16 protein-coding genes and 1 pseudogene are annotated in these 17,432 nt (G+C 72.4%); 6 read left to right on the plus strand and 11 right to left on the minus strand.

Annotated features, from left to right (window positions below; genetic code table 11):
* The first annotated feature begins 193 nt into the window (after positions 1 to 193).
* On the plus strand, positions 194 to 1,528 hold the full coding sequence (locus HYQ63_RS18305; RefSeq protein WP_179934922.1) for a S8 family serine peptidase: 1,335 nt from the start codon (positions 194 to 196) through the stop codon (positions 1,526 to 1,528).
* Positions 1,525 to 1,779: a hypothetical protein gene (locus HYQ63_RS18310; protein WP_179934923.1), complete on the plus strand. Its 255-nt coding sequence runs from the start codon at positions 1,525 to 1,527 to the stop codon at positions 1,777 to 1,779. Before HYQ63_RS18305 ends, HYQ63_RS18310 begins: the two co-directional genes overlap by 4 nt.
* A 31-nt stretch (positions 1,780 to 1,810) precedes the next feature.
* On the opposite strand, the gene HYQ63_RS18315 is transcribed toward HYQ63_RS18310, so the two are convergent.
* From HYQ63_RS18315 to HYQ63_RS18335, 5 genes are all read right to left on the minus strand, one after another.
* The gene (locus HYQ63_RS18315; RefSeq protein ID WP_218929573.1) at positions 1,811 to 2,182 is read right to left on the minus strand and encodes a MerR family transcriptional regulator; all 372 of its coding nucleotides are present in this window, start codon (positions 2,180 to 2,182) and stop codon (positions 1,811 to 1,813) included.
* Between the two features lie 40 nt (positions 2,183 to 2,222).
* Positions 2,223 to 2,984 carry an SDR family NAD(P)-dependent oxidoreductase gene (locus tag HYQ63_RS18320; RefSeq protein ID WP_179934924.1) on the minus strand — a complete coding sequence of 254 codons (762 nt, stop codon included), beginning with the start codon at positions 2,982 to 2,984 and terminating at the stop codon, positions 2,223 to 2,225.
* Positions 2,985 to 3,048: 64 nt separating this feature from the next.
* Positions 3,049 to 4,677: an MDR family MFS transporter gene (locus HYQ63_RS18325; RefSeq protein ID WP_179934925.1), complete on the minus strand. Its 1,629-nt coding sequence runs from the start codon at positions 4,675 to 4,677 to the stop codon at positions 3,049 to 3,051.
* A gap of 57 nt (positions 4,678 to 4,734) precedes the next feature.
* Entirely contained in the window at positions 4,735 to 5,952 is a 1,218-nt protein-coding gene (locus HYQ63_RS18330; protein WP_179934926.1) for a glycosyltransferase, read from the minus strand.
* Between the two features lie 79 nt (positions 5,953 to 6,031).
* Positions 6,032 to 7,354, minus strand: a complete 1,323-nt coding sequence (locus HYQ63_RS18335) for a UDP-glucose/GDP-mannose dehydrogenase family protein (protein WP_179934927.1) — start codon at positions 7,352 to 7,354, stop codon at positions 6,032 to 6,034.
* A gap of 169 nt (positions 7,355 to 7,523) precedes the next feature.
* Between HYQ63_RS18335 and HYQ63_RS18340 the strand changes: the two genes are divergently transcribed.
* The gene (locus HYQ63_RS18340; RefSeq protein WP_257231928.1) at positions 7,524 to 8,252 is read left to right on the plus strand and encodes a TetR/AcrR family transcriptional regulator; all 729 of its coding nucleotides are present in this window, start codon (positions 7,524 to 7,526) and stop codon (positions 8,250 to 8,252) included.
* On the opposite strand, the gene HYQ63_RS18345 is transcribed toward HYQ63_RS18340, so the two are convergent.
* Positions 8,209 to 9,162: a LysR family transcriptional regulator gene (locus HYQ63_RS18345; RefSeq protein ID WP_179934929.1), complete on the minus strand. Its 954-nt coding sequence runs from the start codon at positions 9,160 to 9,162 to the stop codon at positions 8,209 to 8,211. The two genes, HYQ63_RS18340 and HYQ63_RS18345, sit on opposite strands and share 44 nt — an antisense overlap.
* Positions 9,163 to 9,255: 93 nt before the next feature.
* Between HYQ63_RS18345 and HYQ63_RS18350 the strand changes: the two genes are divergently transcribed.
* On the plus strand, positions 9,256 to 10,545 hold the full coding sequence (locus HYQ63_RS18350) for an MFS transporter (protein WP_179934930.1): 1,290 nt from the start codon (positions 9,256 to 9,258) through the stop codon (positions 10,543 to 10,545).
* Positions 10,546 to 10,759: 214 nt separating this feature from the next.
* Positions 10,760 to 11,449, plus strand: a complete 690-nt coding sequence (locus HYQ63_RS18355; protein WP_179934931.1) for a PepSY domain-containing protein — start codon at positions 10,760 to 10,762, stop codon at positions 11,447 to 11,449.
* Between the two features lie 119 nt (positions 11,450 to 11,568).
* Here HYQ63_RS18355 and HYQ63_RS18360 read toward each other — a convergent pair whose 3' ends face one another.
* The gene (locus HYQ63_RS18360) at positions 11,569 to 11,835 is read right to left on the minus strand and encodes a hypothetical protein (protein ID WP_179931900.1); all 267 of its coding nucleotides are present in this window, start codon (positions 11,833 to 11,835) and stop codon (positions 11,569 to 11,571) included.
* Between the two features lie 161 nt (positions 11,836 to 11,996).
* Complete coding sequence (locus tag HYQ63_RS18365) at positions 11,997 to 13,886, minus strand: ATP-binding cassette domain-containing protein (protein ID WP_179934932.1); 1,890 nt, start codon at positions 13,884 to 13,886, stop codon at positions 11,997 to 11,999.
* A gap of 342 nt (positions 13,887 to 14,228) precedes the next feature.
* Here HYQ63_RS18365 and HYQ63_RS18370 point away from each other — a divergent pair, with 342 nt between their 5' ends.
* On the plus strand, positions 14,229 to 14,678 hold the full coding sequence (locus tag HYQ63_RS18370) for a hypothetical protein (RefSeq protein WP_179934933.1): 450 nt from the start codon (positions 14,229 to 14,231) through the stop codon (positions 14,676 to 14,678).
* Positions 14,679 to 14,703: 25 nt separating this feature from the next.
* Here the strand turns inward: HYQ63_RS18370 and HYQ63_RS44765 are convergent.
* The 3 genes and pseudogenes from HYQ63_RS44765 to HYQ63_RS18380 all read right to left on the minus strand — a co-directional run.
* Positions 14,704 to 14,832: pseudogene (locus HYQ63_RS44765) on the minus strand (LysE family translocator); the annotation flags it as partial.
* A gap of 15 nt (positions 14,833 to 14,847) precedes the next feature.
* Entirely contained in the window at positions 14,848 to 15,507 is a 660-nt protein-coding gene (locus HYQ63_RS18375) for a LysE family translocator (protein WP_257231929.1), read from the minus strand.
* Between the two features lie 41 nt (positions 15,508 to 15,548).
* The gene (locus HYQ63_RS18380) at positions 15,549 to 17,225 is read right to left on the minus strand and encodes an ABC-F family ATP-binding cassette domain-containing protein (RefSeq protein ID WP_257231930.1); all 1,677 of its coding nucleotides are present in this window, start codon (positions 17,223 to 17,225) and stop codon (positions 15,549 to 15,551) included.
* Between the last annotated feature and the right edge of the window lie 207 nt (positions 17,226 to 17,432).

The following is a 17,432-nucleotide window of genomic DNA, read 5'->3' on the forward strand; positions in this document are numbered from 1 at the left end:
TCAGCGGCGTGACGGTGGATGAGGGGGGCGCCCGCGAGGCGACCGCGACACGGCCGTGGGACGACCGCCTCGAAGTGGGCGATGGCACCGCGCCGGTCCGCGGCGGACCGCCCCGTCAGCCTTGAGGCCCGACTCCGCGCATCGGCGCGCGCCCCCACAGCACGGGGGAAGCGCACAGAAGCGGAGGATCCCCATGACGAACGGACCCATGGGCAGGCAGCCCAATGGCGAACATCCCGAGCGGGCCGATGTTCCGCTCATGCCCCACGCCACCGAGTACACCGGCCGGTATGTGGTGCTGCTCGACCAGCGGGAGACGGAACGCGGACTGGACGCGCTGCGCTCGTCCGCAGGGATAGCGTCCGTCGAACGCGTCCGCGGGACCGAGCCCGCCGGCGCCGCCGAGCTGCTCCAACGCCCCGATGTGTCGGTGCTGTTCGACGAACTCGGCGCCGCCGTCGTCGAAGTGCAGCCCGACCAGCGGCACACGCTGGTGACCACGGCCCAGACCGAGCCCACCATCATCGCCGCCGAGCCGGAACGGGTGGTGTACGCCTCGGTGATCACCGAGCCGCAGCGGACGCTGACCGGGTTCTTCCCGACCTATCGCAGCGACGAGGACGAGGTCGACCGGCACACCCGGGCCGAACTCGCCTCCTCGCAGGGCCCGGCCTGGGACGAGCACCAGACCGCCTGGGGCCAGCAGGCGATCCGGGCCAATCTCTCCCATCTGACCGGGCGCGGAGTGAAGGTCGCCGTCCTGGACACCGGAGTGGCCACCGGCCATTCGGACCTGGCCGGGTGCATCGAGCTGGCGGCATCCTTCGTGCCCGGTGAGAGCGTGGAGGACGGCCACGGCCACGGTACGCACTGCATCGGCACCGTCGCCGGCCCCGTCAAGCCCGAGCACGCGCCCCGCTACGGTGTGGCGGGCGAGGCGAGGATCCTCGCCGCCAAGGTGCTCAACAACCACGGCGTCGGCACCGACGGCCGGATCCTGGCGGCCCTTGCCTGGGCCGTCGCCCACGGCGCGCGGGTGGTCTCGATGTCGCTCGGCGCCCAGGTCCAACCGGGAGAACTCTTCCCGCAGACGTACGAGAACGTGGCCCGGCGCGCGCTCCAGCGCGGGACGGTCATCGTCGCGGCGGCGGGCAACGAGAGCCGTCGGCCGGGGTTCGTCGCCCCCGTCGGACGGCCCGCCAACTGCCCCTCCATCCTGGCGGTCGCCGCGCTCGGCAAGGACCTGGCCACGGCGTTCTTCTCGTGCGGCGCCATCAACGGCGAGGGCGGCGAGGTCAACATCGCGGCGCCCGGCGTCGATGTGTTCTCGGCCGCCCCGGGCGATACGTACCAGACCATGAGCGGCACCAGCATGGCGTGCCCGCACGCCGCCGGTGTCCTCGCGCTGATCGCCCAGGGGCATCCGGAGGCGTCGGGGTCCGGTCTGCGGTCCCGGCTGCTCTCCGGGGCGTACCCGCTGCCGCTCCCCGCCGCGGACGTCGGCGCGGGCCTGCTCCAGGCGCCGTGACGGGCCCCGGGCACGAGGCGTCCGGACCGGTCGGGGTGATCGTCTCGGTCGACCCCGACCGGTTCGCGGAGGTCGTACGCGCCGCCCGCGCGGCCGGTCTCGCGGTCACCGGCGAACAGCCCCTGCTCGGCTCGCTGTCCGGCACCATCGCCGAGGACCGCATCCCGGTGCTGGAGGCGGTGGACGGGGTGGAGGCCGTCGACCGGGAACGCATCATCGGCATTCCGCCGCCGGACTCGCCGATCCAGTGAGCGGCCTGACTTTCTGTCGTGAGACGGAGGGTCAGGCCCCCGGGCCGATCCGCCCGCCGGTGGTGTGCCGAAGTGCGGACTCCAGCCGGTCGCGGGCCTCGGTCTGGGCGGCGATCCGTTCGTTGAGGACCGCCAGCCGTTCCCACGCGACGCGCAGACCCTTGTCCGACGGCGGTGCGGCCGCCACATCGCCGTCCAGGCAGGGCAGGAACGCCTGGACGTCGTCGAGGGTGAGTCCGGAGGCCAGCAGGTAGCGGATGTTGCGGACCCGCACCACGGCGCGTTCGTCGTAGACGCGGTAGCCGTTGGGCGCCCGCTCGGAGGAGATCAGCCCGGCCTGTTCGTAGTGCCGCAGCGCACGAGGGGTCGTCCCGGTCGCCTTGGCCAGCTCGCCGATCCTCACCCGTGCCACCTCCGGGGCCACTTCTATCACACGCCACGACTCACGCCACGACCGCTCCGCCGTCGACCGGGAGCACGACTCCGGTGACGAACGACGCCTGGGGCGAGGCGAGTTGGGTGATGGCCCAGGCCACCTCCTCGGGACGGCCGATGCGACCCAGCGGGGTGTGGGCCAGCTGCCATTCCCGCACCGCGGCCCTCCGCTCCGGCGTCAGGCCCTGGTGTTCGCCGATCGGGGTCTCGATCGCGCCGGGGGCGACCGCGACCACGCGGATCCCCAGGGGCGCCAGTTCGACCGCCCAGCTGCGGGTCAACAGTTCCAGCGCGGTCTTGGTCGCCGCGTAGACCGAGCTGCCGGGCCAGGCCCGCTGCCCCACCGAGGTGCTCACATTGACGATCACCCCGCCGGTCGCCTCCAGCAGGGGCAGCGCGGCCTGGGCCAACAGGATGGGGGCGATCACGTTGGTGGCGATCTGCGGGTCGATCATCTCCGGTGTGAGGGTGCCGAGGGCGCCGCTGCGCACGATGCCCGCGTTGTTGACCAGCACGTCCAACCGGCCGTGCGAATCCCGTGCGGTGTGGACGATGCGCTCGGGCTCTCCCTCGGCGGTGATGTCCGCGGCCAGCGGGGTGATCCGCTGGTGACCGGCGGCTGTCTCGTGGAGCGGTTCGGCCCGCCGTCCGACGGCGAGCACATGGGCGCCCTCGGCGGCGAAGGCCCGGGCGGTGGCACGGCCGATCCCGGTCCCGGCCCCGGTGACGACGACGATCCTGCTGCTCTGGGGTGCGGTGCTGGTGTCCATGCCGTGATCGTTCAACCCTGCCGCCAGCGGCAAGGTCAAGCGGCGCCCGCTGCGTCTGAAGTGGCTACTCGTCGGACAGCGTCAGGTCCGGCACCCGCCAGGCGGCGATCAGGAAGGCCAGCAGGATCACGGCGGCGCCGGTGAGGAACACGATCCGCAGGGAGCTGACGTAGCCCTCCAGGAAGGGCTGGGCGACCCGGGGGTCGAGGGTGTGCAGGAAGGCGGAGTCCTCCAGGTTGACCTTGCCGCCGGGGCCGACGGCCGCCTTCAGGGCCTCCGCGTTCGCGGGCTGTTCGGCGAGCTTGCGGTACGCGGGCTGCTGGAGCGCCTCGGTGAAGCGGTCGCCGATCCGCGTCCCCGCGAACGAGAAGAGGATGGAGACGAAGGCGGCGGCGCCCACCGTGCCGCCGTTGGAGCGGAAGAAGTTCACCCCCGCGGTCGCGGCGCCCATGTCCTTCCGGGGCACCTCGCTCTGGGCGAGGGTGGTGAGCGTCTGCATGGCCGCGCCCAGTCCGGCGCCCATGAACACCATGCCGAGGGAGACGTGCCACAGCGGGCTGTCCACGCCCAGCGTGGCGTAGACGACCATGGCGGCCGCGAACGAGCCGATGCCCGCCACCAGGTAGACCTTGAACCGCCCGGTCTTGGCGATCAGTCGGCCGACGACGAGCGTCACCGTCAGGTTCGCCGCGACGGTGGGCAGCGTGGCGAGACCCGCCTCGATCGGGCTCATGCCCTTGACCAGCTGGAGATACAGCGGCAGCGTCGTCATCGCGCCGAACATGCCGATGCCGACGATGAAGTGGAGCGTCGTGCCGAGCCGGAACGACGTGATGCGGAACATCCGCGGCGGCAGCAGGGCCGCGTCCCCCATCCGCCGCTCCACCAGGACGAACCCGGCCAGGCCCAGCACCCCGATCGCGTACATGGCCAGCGACAGCGGCGCGCCCCAGCCCCAGCTGCGGCCCTGTTCGGCCACGGTGAGCAGCGGGACCAGACCGACGGCGAGGGCGGCCGCGCCGCCGTAGTCCAGGCGGTGCCGCACCGGGCGGTGCGGGACCAAGTGCAGCACACGCAGGATCACGGTGATGGCCAGGATCGCCAGCGGCACGTTGATCAGGAAGATCCAGCGCCAGCCGTCGATCCCCAGCAGGGTTTCGCTGCCCGCCAGCGCCCCGCCGACGAGCGGGCCGACGATGCTGGCGCCGCCGAAGACCGCCATGAAGTAGCCCTGGTAGCGGCCGCGTTCCCGGGGCGAGGTGATGTCGGCGACGATCGTCATGGCGAGCGACATCAGCCCGCCGCCGCCCAGGCCCTGCACCGCCCGGAACGCCGCCAGCTCGTACATCGAGGTGGCGATCCCGCACAGCAGCGAGCCGATGGTGAACAGCACGATCGCGGCCAGGTAGACCGGGCGGCGGCCGTGGATGTCGGAGAGCTTGCCGTACAGCGGGGTCGCGAGGGTGGCGGTGATCAGGTAGGCCGTGGTGACCCAGGCCTGGGCGGTGAGGCCGTGGAGGTCGTCCGCGATGGTGCGCAGCGCGGACGACACCACGGTCCCGTCGAGCGCCCCCAGGAACATCCCGAGCACCAGACCCGACATGACGGTGGTGATCTGGCGGTGGGTGAGCCGTACGGGCGGGCCGTCCGCGTCGGGGGCCGCGCCCCGCTCGGTCGTGTCGGAGGTGGTCACGAGGAGGTCCGTCTCTTCCCGGGGGTCGCGTCGTACCGTTCAGCGTGCGGGGCAGGGTTATCCGGCGAGCTTCTCCAGATCGCCGACGGCGGTCTCGATGCCCGGCGTGGCCAGCATCGCCAGCCGTGCCGTACGGGCCCGTGCGGTGATGGCGTCGTCGGCGAGGACGTCCCGGCAGACGGCGGCGATGCCCTCGGGGGTGGTGTCGGTGACGTGGCGGCCGAGGCCCAGTTCCTCGACCCGCCGCGCGTTGGCGTGCTGGTCGCCGAACTGCGGCAGGACGGCCAGCGGGGTGGCGGTGCGCAGCGACTCACGGATGCTGTTGAAGCCGCCGTGGGTGAGGAACACGTCGACGGACTCCAGCAGGATCGGCTGCGGCAGCCGCTCGGTGACGTGGACGTGCGGCGGGAGGCCGTCGGTGTCCAGGGGGACGCCCGAGGTGGTGAGGACGACGGTGCAGTCCTCCAGCCGCGACACGGCGTCGGCGATGCTGCGCAGCGTGGCCGTGGGGTCCGGGAACCCGGGCGGAAGCTCCAGCCCGCCTTCGGCGCCGCCCATCTCCAGCATCTTCGGCATGGCGGTGCCGATGGCGGCGTACACCAGCGGCCGGTCGGTGGGGAGTTCGGCGACCCAGCGCGGGAGGACGGAGGCCCGCTCGACGTCCACGGTCTGCCGGTACGAAAACGTCGGCGGCAGGTTCCGGGCGAAGGTGAACTCCGGCGGTACGCAGTCGACGCGCCCGTGCGGTGCGATGGACAGCGGGTCGTCGTGGGTGGGCAGCCCCACTTCCTCGCGGGTGCCGTTGAGGTACGGCAGCACATCGGCCGGGTCGAGGATGTTGACGGCGCCGGAGGGGGTGGGCAGATGGGGTATGCCCAGCCGCTCGGCGATCAGGCAGGCGCCCATGTCCATGCCGTCGCGCAGGATGAGGTCGGGCTGGAATTCCTTCGCCGTCGGGAAGACGGCCTCCAGGGAGATCTTCGCCCCGGCGCCGGCCATGCCGCGGAACATCAGCCGTCCCATCGCGGAGTGCAGCGCGGCCGTGTCGCCCTGCGGCAGGTTGGCCATCTCGTCGGCGTGCTCCTGCATCCGGGCACGGGGGTCGAGGTCGGGCATGACGGTGCTCACGCGGACGTCGTCATCCTGGAAGACATGTGCCAGGCCGGAGTTGGTGACCACCAGCACCTCGTGTCCGGCCGCGGCGAGCGCGCGGAGCAGGGGCAGCTGGGCGCGCCCGTGGGAGGCACTGCCGGTTGTGGTGCACAGGACCCGCATGGGGTGAACCTTTCTGTTCGGTCGGTTCGGTTACGTGGTCGGGCTGCGTCGCGTACGGAGTCGGGGCGTCGCGTGACGCTCAGCCGCGCGGCGCCAGGGCGGGCGTGCGGCCGACGCCGTACCACCGCAGCCCGGCCCGCTCCAGCCGGACCGGGTCGAGGAGGTTGCGGAAGTCGTGGACGGTGGGGCTGGCGAGCCGCCCGGCGATGGCCTCCCAGTCGAGGTCCCGCAGCTGTGGCCACTCGGTGAGGACGACGCACGCGTCCGCACCGGCCGCCGCGTCCAGCGGGTCGTCCACGACGGTGAGCAGATCGCTGAGGTCGGGGCGGCGGGTGCCCTCCAGCGCCGGGTCGTAGGCGAGGAGTTCGGCGCCGCGCTCCTTCAGGAGCCGGGCGATGGCCAGGGCCGGTGAGTCGCGCAGGTCGGAGGTGCCCGCCTTGAAGGTCAGGCCGAGCAGGGCGAGCCGTACGCCGTGCAGCGAGCCGTCCGCGGCCGCGGACTCGGCGACGATGCGCTCGACCAGCCGGTACTGGTGCTCGACGTTGGTCTCGATGGTGGCCCGCAGCAGCGGGAAGTCCACCCCGGCCTCCTGGCAGATCGTCAGCAGGGCGTGGGTGTCCTTGGGCAGGCAGGAGCCGCCCCAGCCGGGGCCGGGCCGCAGGAACGCGGGGCCGATGCGGGGGTCGTGGCCGATGCCGTCGGTGACGTCGCCGATGTCGGCGCCGAAGTGTTCGCAGAGGGTGGCCAGGTTGTTGGCGAAGGACAGCTTCATGGCCAGGAAGAAGTTGGCCGCGTACTTGGCGAGTTCGGCGCTGGCGGCGTCGGTCAGCACGACGGGCGCGTCCAGCGTGCCGTACAGGTCGGCCACGCGCTGCCCGGCCTCCTGGTCCGCGGCGCCGATGACGATGCGGTCCGGGTGCAGGAAGTCGTGCACGGCCCGGCCCTCGCGGAGGAATTCCGGATTGCTCACCACCGTCACGTCCGGGCGGCCGAGCAGGTCCGCGACGCGCTGCGCGGTGCCGACGGGCACGGTGGACTTGTTGACGACCACGCTCCCCTGCGGCAGGACGGTCCGGATCTCCCCGGCCACCGTCTCGACGGCGGCCAGGTCGGCGGCGCCGCCTGCGCCCATGGGCGTGGGCAGGCAGAGGAACACGACGTCGGCGTCGGCCACGGCGGCCGCGGTGTCCTGGGTGAACTCCAGGTGGCCGGAGGCCACGGTGTCCCGGACGAGGTCCGGGAGGCCGGGTTCGAGGATGTCGACCTCGGCCCGCCGCAGCCGCTGGACCTTCTGGGAGTCGGCGTCCGCGCACACCACGTGGTGGCCCAGGGACGCCAGGCAGGCGCCGGTGGTCAGTCCGACATAGCCGGTTCCGATCACGGCGACACGTCGATCAGACACAGTTGATCTCCCAACCCCTAAGTCATCGATCGTTGACTTATCGATCATCGTGCATGTGCGTTCGACGGAAAGTCAACAATCGATGACAACGATCGGTGACTTTGAGACAGTCGGCAGAGCCTGGAGGATGGGCGACCGGCGACGGGCCGTACTGCGCGAGGAGTTATGGGTGAACGAACCAGCGAACGACCGGACTTCGGGGGCGCCTGCCACGCCCGCTTGCACGCCCGCGCGCAAGCGCAGTGCCGAGCGGACGCGCACCGCCCTGATGTCCGCCGCCGCCTTCCGTTTCGGCCGGTACGGCTACGACGGCACCAGCGTGCGCGACATCGCCGGGGACGTCGGCGTGGACGCCGCGCTCGTCTACCGGTACTTCGGCTCAAAGGAGGCGCTGTTCGAGACGGTGTCGAGCAACTCCAAGGTGTTCGAGCCACTGCTCGACGTCCCCTTGGACTGCGTCGCGGACTGGTTCAGCGCCCTGATCGCCGGGGAGCCCAAGGACGCCGACTTCCCCCACCCCGTGCTCACCGTGCTCCGCTCCTCCAGCCGCGACGAGGCCATCGGACGGCTGCGAGAAGAGCTGACCGACATGTTCAGCAAGCGGTTCGCCGCCCGCCTGGCGGGTCCGCACGCCGAGGTGCGGGCCGAGCTGCTGGTGGCGTGGGTGCTCGGCACCAGCCTGATGCGCGGCACCATCCAGTCCCCCGCACTGGCCTCGGCGGAGAACCAGGATGTCTTCGAGCAGTTCCTGCGGGCCGGGATAGACGTCCTGATCAGCCCGGACGCCGCGAACTTGAGCCGGGAGAACGCCGGTCGGGAAAGCGCCGGCTGCGAGAACGCCGGCCAGGAGGAGGTCAGTCGAGAAGCTGACCGCGACGGCTCAGCAGAAACCGTTTGAAGGCGGCCACCGGAGGCGTGTCGGGGTGGCCGTCCAGCCAGGCCACGCCGATCTCACGGACCGCTCGCGGCGCCGTGACCGTCAGCTCCGCGACCCCCGGGCGGGGCACGGCGGGCGGCGGCAGCAGCGCCACGCCGAGACCCGCGGCGACCAGACCGCGCAGCGTCTCCGCCTCCTCCCCCTCGAAGGCGATCTTCGGGGTGAAGCCCGCCTCCGCGCACAGGGCGTCGGTGATCCGGCGCAGCCCGTACCCCGGCTCCAGCGTCACGAACAGCTCCGCCGACGCCTCGGCGAGCCGGACCCGGCGGCGCCCGGCCAGCCGGTGGTCGTCCGGCACCACCAGCCGCAGCCGCTGCTCGTCCAGGCGGCGGGCGACCAGGTCGGGGGCGTCGGGAACGGGCGAGGTCAGACACAGGTCGAGGCCGCCCGCCCGCATCCGCTCGATCATCGCCTGGCCGTAGTTCTGGACCAGCTGGAAGCGGACCCGGGGGTGGTCGGCGCGGAAGGCGCGGATCAGGCCGGGTACGGTCTCCGAGCCCAGCGTGTGCAGAAAGCCGAACGCGATGCGGCCCGCCGCCGGGTCCGCGTCGGCCCGTACGGACTCGGCGGCCCGGTCCACCTCGGCCAGCGCCCGTTCCACCGAGCGCAGGAACGTACCCCCCGCCGGGGTGAGCGCCACCGTACGGCCGCGGCGGGCGAACAGCGCCACGCCCAGGTCCTCCTCCAGCCGCACCATCGCCCGGCTGAGCGTCGACTGCGGCACCCCCAGCTCCTGGGCGGCGCGGGTGACATGCTCGTGGCGGGCGACCGCGGCGAACTGCGCGAGGCGGGGCGTCAGGGCCGCCGCCCAGGACTCGGCCTCGACCTCGACTGTCACCGGAATGTCGTTTTGGTTGCGGATGCGTGACATAAACGCCCCTGACCTCTGCTCATGCTGTCGTGGATCGATTATCGCGATTTCGTGCATTGGACGCATCAACCCCCGGGTCCTTACCTTCGAACCATGCCTCCCGCTGATACCGGGGCGTCCACCCACAGCCGCGTGGACGCCTCCGCACCGCCCGTCTCTTCTGCACCCGAGCGCATGGCCCCCGGCCGCCCCGGCTACATCCGGATGAGACTCGCGCTCTTCACGGCCGGACTCGCCACCTTCGCCCTGCTCTACTCGACCCAGGCGCTGCTCCCCGCGATCTCCGACGATCTGCACGTCCAGGCCGACCAGGCCAGCTGGAGCGTGTCCGCGGCCACCCTGGCGCTGGCGCTGATGGTCGTCCCGCTGAGCGCCCTGTCCGAGCGGTTCGGCCGCCGCACGATGATGACCGTCTCGCTGACGGTCGCGGTGGCGGTCGCGCTGGTCGTGCCGTATGCCCCCGACCTGGGCTGGCTGATCGCGCTGCGCGCCGTCCAGGGCGCGGCGATCGCCGGAATCCCGGCCTCCGCGATGGCGTACCTCTCCGAGGAGGTCGAACCGCGGGCGCTGGTCGGCGCGATCGGGCTGTTCGTGGCGGGCAACAGCGTCGGCGGTATGAGCGGCCGCCTCATCACCGGCTGGGTCGCCGACGGCCACGGCTGGCGGATGGGCCTCGCGGCGGTCGGCGCCATGGCGCTGGTCTGCGGGATCGCCTTCCGGCTGCTGATCCCCAAGGCCCGGAACTTCTCCCCCGCCGCGGTCAGCCCGCGGGCCCTGGCCCGCACCGTGACCCGGCACCTGTCCGACCCGCTGCTGTGCCGCCTGTACGCCATCGGCGCGCTCTTCATGACCGTCTTCGGCGGCGTCTACACGGTGATCGGCTACCGGCTGGTGGGCGAGCCCTTCGGGCTCTCGCAGAGCATGATCGGCTCGATCTTCCTGATCTACCTGGTCGGCACGGTCTCCTCCGCCGCCACCGGCAAGCTGGTCGGCCGCCTCGGGCGGCGCGGCGCCCTGTACGTCGCGGTGAGCACCACCGCCGCCGGGCTCCTGCTGAGCCTCGCCGACTCGCTGGCACCCGTCCTGCTCGGCCTGGTCCTGATCACCGCGGGCTTCTTCGCGGGCCACGCCGCCGCCTCCTCGGCGGTCAGCCGCACCGCGAAGACGGGCCGCGCCCAGGCCGCCGCGCTCTACCAGACCGCGTACTACGTCGGCAGCAGCGCGGGCGGCACGCTCGGCGCCATGGCCTTCCACGCGGGCGGCTGGACCGGCACCGTCGCCCTCGGCCTGCTGGCCGTCGTCGGCGCCACGGCCATCACCCTGTACGGGACGCGCAAGGCCCGGGTCGAGCAGCGGATGGCTCCCGCCCCGGCCCACGCCTGACACACCTCTCAGCCCGAAGGGGCCGCGCCCGCCACTGTCCGGCGGGGGCGGCCCCTTCGCCCGTTCGGCCTGCGGAAACTCCCCAACCTGAAGACAGCTTCAGGACTTCAGGCTGCGTTCAGGTTCGGTTCGGCAACGTAGTGGGTGTCGGAAGGGCGCGACAGGGCCCACCGGCGGAAGCGAAACCGCGAAACGAACCGGAGGAACGTCCCTCATGAAGGCCACCGCCAAGCGCACCCTCACCCCCCGCGCCGTCGTCCTCGGCACGGCCGCCGCCATCGCCCTGATCGGCGGCACGGGCGCGGCCAGCGCCTTCGCGGACGACGACGGCCCGGCCCCGAAATCCTCGGTCCAGCTGAACCAGAGCGAGCGCCACCTGGACGACACCGCCCAGGACCGCACCCAGGTCAAGGCGGACAAGGTCAGCTACGACCAGGCCACCGCCGCGGCGCTGAAGGCCGTCCCCGGCACCGCGACCTCCGCCGAGCTCGACACCGCCGACCGCAACGGCTCCCTCATCTGGGAGGTCGACGTCTTCGGCAAGGACCACAAGAGCCACGACATCACCGTCGACGCGGGCAACGGCAAGGTCCTGGGCCAGCACACCGACCGCGACGACGACGCCGCCGAGGACGCCCGCGAGACCCAGGCCCTGATCAAGGGCGACAAGACCGGCTACGGCAAGGCCACCGACCAGGCCCTGAACGCCGTCCCCGGCACCGTCACCTCCTTCGGCCTGGACGACAACGACCGCACCGGCGCCACCGTCTACGAGGTCGACGTCCTCGGCAAGGACCACAAGAGCCACGACATCACCGTCGACGCCGCCAGCGGCAAGGTCCTGGGCCAGCACGTCGACCACGACGACAACGACCAGGACGACAACGACGGCGACGACGACTGAACAGCACGCGCCTGACACCTCATGAGCCCGAAGGGGCCGCACCCGCCACTGTCCGGCGGGGGCGGCCCCTTCGCCCGTTCCGGGGGCCGGAATGCGTAAGGCGCCTGGCTTAAGCCGCCTCAGGCCTCATCGGTGGTGTTGAAGCAGCTGACACTGATGACGACGGTGTTGTTGGCAACCGGAGAGTTGTCCCCGACGTTCCCGGCGGTGACGTCACCGTTGATGATGTTGATGTCGCCGGTGGTGACGCTACAGGTCTGGACGCTGACCGGGGGAGGCGGAACATCGTTGCCCGTGCCATTGTGGGCGGCCGCGGTGCCGGTCCCGAGGAGCGCCAGGCTGCCGACGGTCGCGGCCAGGAAGGCCGCCTTCTTCACGATCTGCATGATTCCTCCAGATGAAGCGCAGTCGGATGTCGACTGTCAGTTCAGATTTAAGGAAGAAAATCGTGAAAGGTCATGAGCAAGACGCCGGGATTGATCCACACGGCCCAAGAACTGTCCTTCAGTCACCTCCAATGGCGCAGTGACGCCCGCGGCACGGCGGCCTACCGGTCCTTGGCGAGGGCGACCAGCTCCGCGAAGAGCCCGCCCGCGTGGATGAGTTCGTCGTACCCGCCCTGTTCGATGATGCGGCCGTGCCGCATGACGATGATCCGGTCCGCGAGGCGGGTGTTCTCCAGCTGGTGCGTCACCACGATCGTCATGCGCTCGGCGGCGATGCGCTTGACCTCCAGGAAGATCTGGTGCTCGCCGCGCGGGTCCATCTGCGACGTCGGTTCGTCCAGGATCAGCAAGGGGGTCCGGCGGTACAGGGCGCGGCCGCAGGCGAGGCGCTGCCACTGTCCTCCGGACAGTTCGGCGCCGCCGAAGAGTTCGCGGGCGAGCAGGGTGTCGAGCTGCCGGGGCAGCTTCTCGACGGCCTCCCGCATGCCGACGGCGTCGACGGCCTCCCACACCGGGGTGTCGTCGTAGGTCTTGGGCTGGCCGAGGGTGATGTTCTCGCGGGCGCGCAGGGGCCAGCAGGCGAAGTTCTGGGGGACGAGGGCGGTCCGCGCCCACACCGCGTCGGAGTCGGCGTGGGCCAGATCGGTGTCGTCCCACAGGACGCGGCCCTTGTCGGGGAGGAGGATTCCGGTGAGGAGCTTGGTCAGGGTGGACTTGCCCGAGCCGTTCTCGCCCACGACGGCGAGGATCTCGCCGCGCCGCAGGGTGAGGGAGACGCCGTCGACCGCGGGGTCGTCCTTGCCCGGGTAGTGGTAGACGACCTCGTCGAGGCGGATCTCGTCCACCCGCTCCGGGATGGTCAGCTCCCCGCGCTTCGGGGCGCGGTCGGCGGCCATGTCGAGGAACGACCTCATGTCGGCGAGGTAGAGCGAGGTGTGGAACATCGCGGCGCCGTGGATGACGAGTTGGGAGAGCGCGGCGAGCGTGGCCTGGACGGCGACGACCGCGGTGGCCGCGACGGGCAGGGCGACCCGGCCGGTGGTGGCCAGCCAGGCGAGGGCGGCCCAGGTGCCGAGGAGGAACAGGCCGCCGAGGGCGGAGGTCGCGAGCGCGATGCGGAGCATGCGGGGCGCGGCGGTCAGGGTGCGCTGGTCGATGCGCTCGGACAGGGCCCGGTACCAGTAGACGAGATAGCCGGTCATGCCGTTGGCGCGCACCTCGTCGCCGTACCGGGAGTACGTGGCCCACCAGCGCATCATGCCGCGGACGTTGCGGTCGCCGACGTTGGCGTAGTGGGTCTCGTAGTCGACGCGGGCGGACAGCACGGCGCCCAGACCGGCGGGCAGCACGGCGAGCAGGAGCAGCGGGAGCATCAGCCAGTGCAGGACGGTGATGACACCACTGGCGGCGATCATCCGGACCAGTGCGGCCATGAAGCGCTGCGCGTCCTGGACCATCAGCCGGGTGCGGGTGACGCCGACCTCGGCGGCCTCCTGGCGGTCGGCGAACCCCGGTTCCCCGTACGCGGATGCCTCGACCCGGCACACGGCGGTGACGAGGGCGGTGTCCGCCTCGGACATCAGGCGCGGGGTGATCCGACCGTCGGCGTACGAGGACAGCGCACCGCTGATTCGGCCTGCGGCGGCGGCCACGGCCACGACGACGAGGGCGGGCAGCGCGGCGTGCAGACGTATCGACACGGTGCCCGCGCCGAGGATGTGCGACATGGCCCGCGCGGTGAACCCGAGCACGCAGGCGGCCGCGGCGCCGGTGAGGACCTGACAGGAGAGGAGCAGGACGACCGCGGCGCGGTCGACGGCCCACGCCATGCGCGCGGTCTTCGTCAGCACCGAGGGAAGCCGCGAGCACATCGTGGCGAAACTCGCCTCTTCCAGCGGGTTCTTGCCGTGCTTCCCCTCGAAGCTGATGACCGCCGGTGGTGGAGGGGGTGGCGCTGCGGAGCGTTCGGTCGAGGTGTCGGTCACGGTCACCTGGATCCCTCCTCGTGTCGCCGCCGCACCTGGGTGGTCCGGCGATGCCAGGCTCAACGAGGCAGGGGCTCACTCGAACGCGCGCGATTCCGGACGAAGCGATGGCCCGGGAATGCGGGGCCATCGAACGCGTGGTCGCCCGCCGCAAGGCTTCCGGCCCGGCCGGGGGTGGCCGAAACGCCGGTGGTGGTGACGTGGGTGGCGTACGAGGTTCCGCGGGCGCCGACATCACCTTCACGGTCACCGACCCCCGCTACCTGAAGCACCTCACCCCCGGCCTCCGCCGGCGCACGGCGGTCTGGCGGTAGGGGCCCGCCCGCCCGGGACCGGACAATGGCGCGCATGGTCGTCTTCCGCTGCCGCCGCTGCCACGGCGATGTCACCGCGCCCGTACGGGAGGTGCCGCTGCCCGACGCGGACAGCGCCCCTGCGCCGTACGCGCTGCCGAAGGGCGAGGAGTGCCCGCCGCGGATGCGTCCGGGCACCTTCGCCTACGATCCGCCGGAGGCCGGGGAGCGCGTCTTCCGGCCACAGTTCGCGGGGGCGGCCCTGGGCCTCCGGCGCGCGGGGCTGACCGGCATCGTCCTGGCCCGGGCCGATGTGCGCGGCACCGAATTGATCTCGCTGCGCGGACGGCGGAACGGCTGCTGCGGCCTGGACGGCTGCGACGGCCCGAACCTCGTGTGCCGCGGGTGCTCGGCCGAAGTGGCCACCGAGCGTTCGGACTGCTGGACCCCGCAGGAGGTCGTGCTCGTCCCCGCCGCGGTGGAGGCCGTCGACGGCGAGGGCTAGTGCTTGCGGCCCGTCGCCGCGAGGACTATTCCTTGCGGCCCGTCGCGGCGGCCGTGACGCCGAGGCCGATCATCGTGAGGCCGCCGGCGCCGCCGACCAGGGCGAGGCGCCCGGGAGAGCGGGTGAACCAGCCCCGGGCGGTGGCGGCGGGCAGGGGGTGTCTTGTCGATCAGGCCGGATCAGCGAGCGGCGTCTGGTGCGGTAGCTCGCAAGTCGCGTGAGGAGAGCGCAGCGGCGCTGCGTGCGACGAGCGCGGCGCCGCGAGGTGCCGTGCCAGGCGTCGGGAGCCCGGCATGATCGGCAAGACACCCCCTACGCCCCAGATGCTGTCGGAGGCGAGGGCGATGGCGTTGAAGACCAGGCCGAGCAGCAGCATCTGGAGCGCCACGTGGCCGTCGCCGCGGTCGACGAGCTGCGGGAGGACCGCGGCGAAGAAGACGATGGTCTTGGGGTTCGCCACGCCGACGGCGAACCCCTCGCCCAGGGTGCGCAGGCTGCCGTGGGCGGCGGGGCCGCCGCCGGTGAGGGCGGCGGGGAGGGCGTGGCGTCGGCGTATGGCCTTCACGCCCAGGTACACCAGGTACGCCGCACCCGCCAGCTTGAGCGCCGTGAAGACGAGGACCGAGCGCTCCACGAGCGTCCCGACTCCGAGCGCCACTGCCACGACGAGGGTGTACGCGCCGAGGGTGTTGCCGAGGACCGAGGTCAGGGCGGCGCGGCGGCCCTGCGCCAGCGCGCGTCCGATCACGAACAGCACGCTGGGGCCGGGGACGACGATCAGCAGGAACGACATGGCCGCGAAGGCGAGCAGTCGGTCGGTGGGCGGCATACGGGTCAGCGTAATGACGGACACCGCTGCCGCCCATCGATTTAGCCCGGTGTGAGGTGCAGGCGCGGCCAGGGCGCCAGGTCGGTGAGGAGCTGGCGGTCGTGGGTGGCGACGATGACGGCGGCCGGGGTGCCGAGCAGGGCCGTGGTCAGTTCGTCGACGAGCACGGCCGAGAGGTGGTTGGTGGGCTCGTCGAAGATGATCAGGTGGGGGCGGGTGGCCAGGCGCAGGGCCAGGTCGAGACGCCGCTGCTGGCCCAGGGACATGCGGGCGACCGGGGTGCGCATCGCCTCGCGGTCCAGCACGCCGGTCGCGCCCAGCGGCACCAGGTCGCGCTCGGGCACCGCGCCGCGGACGGTCAGCCGCCCCACGTGCCGGTCGTACACCTGCCGGGCGGTGAACTCCCCCGGCCAGGACGGGACTTCCTGGGCGACCATGGCCACCCGCGCACCGGCGAGGTGGCGCACCGTGCCGCTCGTCGGGGTGAGGGCGTCGGCGAGCACCGAGAGCAGGGTGGACTTTCCGGACCCGTTTTCGCCCGTGATGAGCAGCCGGTCCCCGCCGTCGACGGAGAGCGTGACCGGGCCGGTGAGCCGCCCGGCGACCGCCACGTCCTGGGCGCGGACCAGCGCCGATCCGGGGCGGGTGGACAGCTCGGGCCACCGCAGCGACAGCGGCGGCTCGGGCACGGTGATGCGGTGTGCTTCCAGCGCCTCCCGCTCGCGGTTGAGCGCCTGCACCACCCCCGGCGCCCGCGACTGGCGCTGGTGCTTGCCGGTGCCCTTCGCGGGGCGCCAGCCGGTGCTGAGGCGGTCACGGGCCTGATCGACGGCGACGGTCAGCCTGCGGTGTTCCGCCTGCTGTTCCTCGTAGTCCTGGATCCACCGCTCGCGGTCCCGGCGGCGGCCGTCCTGCCACGCCTCGTAGCCACCGGCGTACGCGCGGGGGCGCCCGTCCTGGGTGGGGTCCAGGTCGAGGAACTCCCTGGCGACGTCGCGCAGCAGGGCGCGGTCATGGCTGACCAGGGCGACGCCCCCGCCGTGGCCGCGCAGGCGGTCGGTGAGGAAGGCCAGGCCGTCGGCGTCGAGGTGGTTGCTCGGCTCGTCGAGCAGCAGGATGTCGTGCCAGGCGCCCAGCAGGCAGGCCAGCCGCACCCGGTAGCGCTGCCCCACGGACAGGGTGGACAGCTCACGGGTCCGGTCGGTGCACGCGTGCAGCGCCTCCAGGGCCATGTCGACGCGCCGGTCGGCGTCCCAGGCGTCCAGCCGTGTGGCGGCCTCCAGCGCGTCGGCGTACCGGTCGTCGGCGCCGTCGGCGCCCCGGGCGAGGTCCGCGGAGGCCAGGTCCAGTGCGCGCAGGGCGGCGTGGGCGCTCCGCAGCGCGTCGGCCGTCAGCGTGCCGACGGTTTCGCCGGAGCGGGAGTGCAGGGCTTGCCGTGCGAGCCCGAAGGTGCCCGCCCGGTGCACCGTGCCGCTGTCGGGCGTGAGGAGACCGGCGAGCACATGCAGCAGCGTGGTCTTGCCGCGGCCGTTCTCGCCGACGATGGCGAGCCGGGAGCGGGCGGAGACGGTGACGGACACGCCCCGGAGGATCTGCCGTGCGCCACGGGTGACGGTGATGTCGTCCGCGCGCAGATGGGCACGGTCACCGACCGGGGCCTGGGAGTGGAGTTCGGTTCGGGGCAGGCTCGAAGAGCCCGCGGGGGGAAGGGAAGACACAGGGTGCTCCGCAGCTCGGGATGGAGCCGGGCAGCATGCGAGCGGCCGCCCGGCGGAGGGCCGGAACGGCGGGCAGGGAGAAGGCTCGGTGCGCCGCCGTCAGCGGCGGGTGCGGAGCTTCAGAGATCCAGTGCCTGTGTACATGCGTACGAGGATACGGGGAAGGGCGCGGCGCGATCAAACCAATTACGCGCCGCGCCCTCCCAG

Source organism: Streptomyces sp. Rer75, assembly GCF_013414305.1.
GTDB lineage: Bacteria > Actinomycetota > Actinomycetes > Streptomycetales > Streptomycetaceae > Streptomyces > Streptomyces himastatinicus.

Bases quoted from the DNA above. Each gene is read 5' to 3' on its own strand.
- HYQ63_RS18305 (WP_179934922.1), top strand. From the start codon at position 194: ATGACGAACGGACCCATGGGCAGGCAGCCCAATGGCGAACATCCCGAG.
- HYQ63_RS18320 (WP_179934924.1), bottom strand. From the start codon at position 2,984: ATGGACACCAGCACCGCACCCCAGAGCAGCAGGATCGTCGTCGTCACC.
- HYQ63_RS18330 (WP_179934926.1), bottom strand. From the start codon at position 5,952: ATGCGGGTCCTGTGCACCACAACCGGCAGTGCCTCCCACGGGCGCGCC.
- HYQ63_RS18345 (WP_179934929.1), bottom strand. From the start codon at position 9,162: ATGTCACGCATCCGCAACCAAAACGACATTCCGGTGACAGTCGAGGTC.
- HYQ63_RS18350 (WP_179934930.1), top strand. From the start codon at position 9,256: ATGCCTCCCGCTGATACCGGGGCGTCCACCCACAGCCGCGTGGACGCC.
- HYQ63_RS18355 (WP_179934931.1), top strand. From the start codon at position 10,760: ATGAAGGCCACCGCCAAGCGCACCCTCACCCCCCGCGCCGTCGTCCTC.
- HYQ63_RS18360 (WP_179931900.1), bottom strand. From the start codon at position 11,835: ATGCAGATCGTGAAGAAGGCGGCCTTCCTGGCCGCGACCGTCGGCAGC.
- HYQ63_RS18370 (WP_179934933.1), top strand. From the start codon at position 14,229: ATGGTCGTCTTCCGCTGCCGCCGCTGCCACGGCGATGTCACCGCGCCC.
- HYQ63_RS18375 (WP_257231929.1), bottom strand. From the start codon at position 15,507: ATGCCGCCCACCGACCGACTGCTCGCCTTCGCGGCCATGTCGTTCCTG.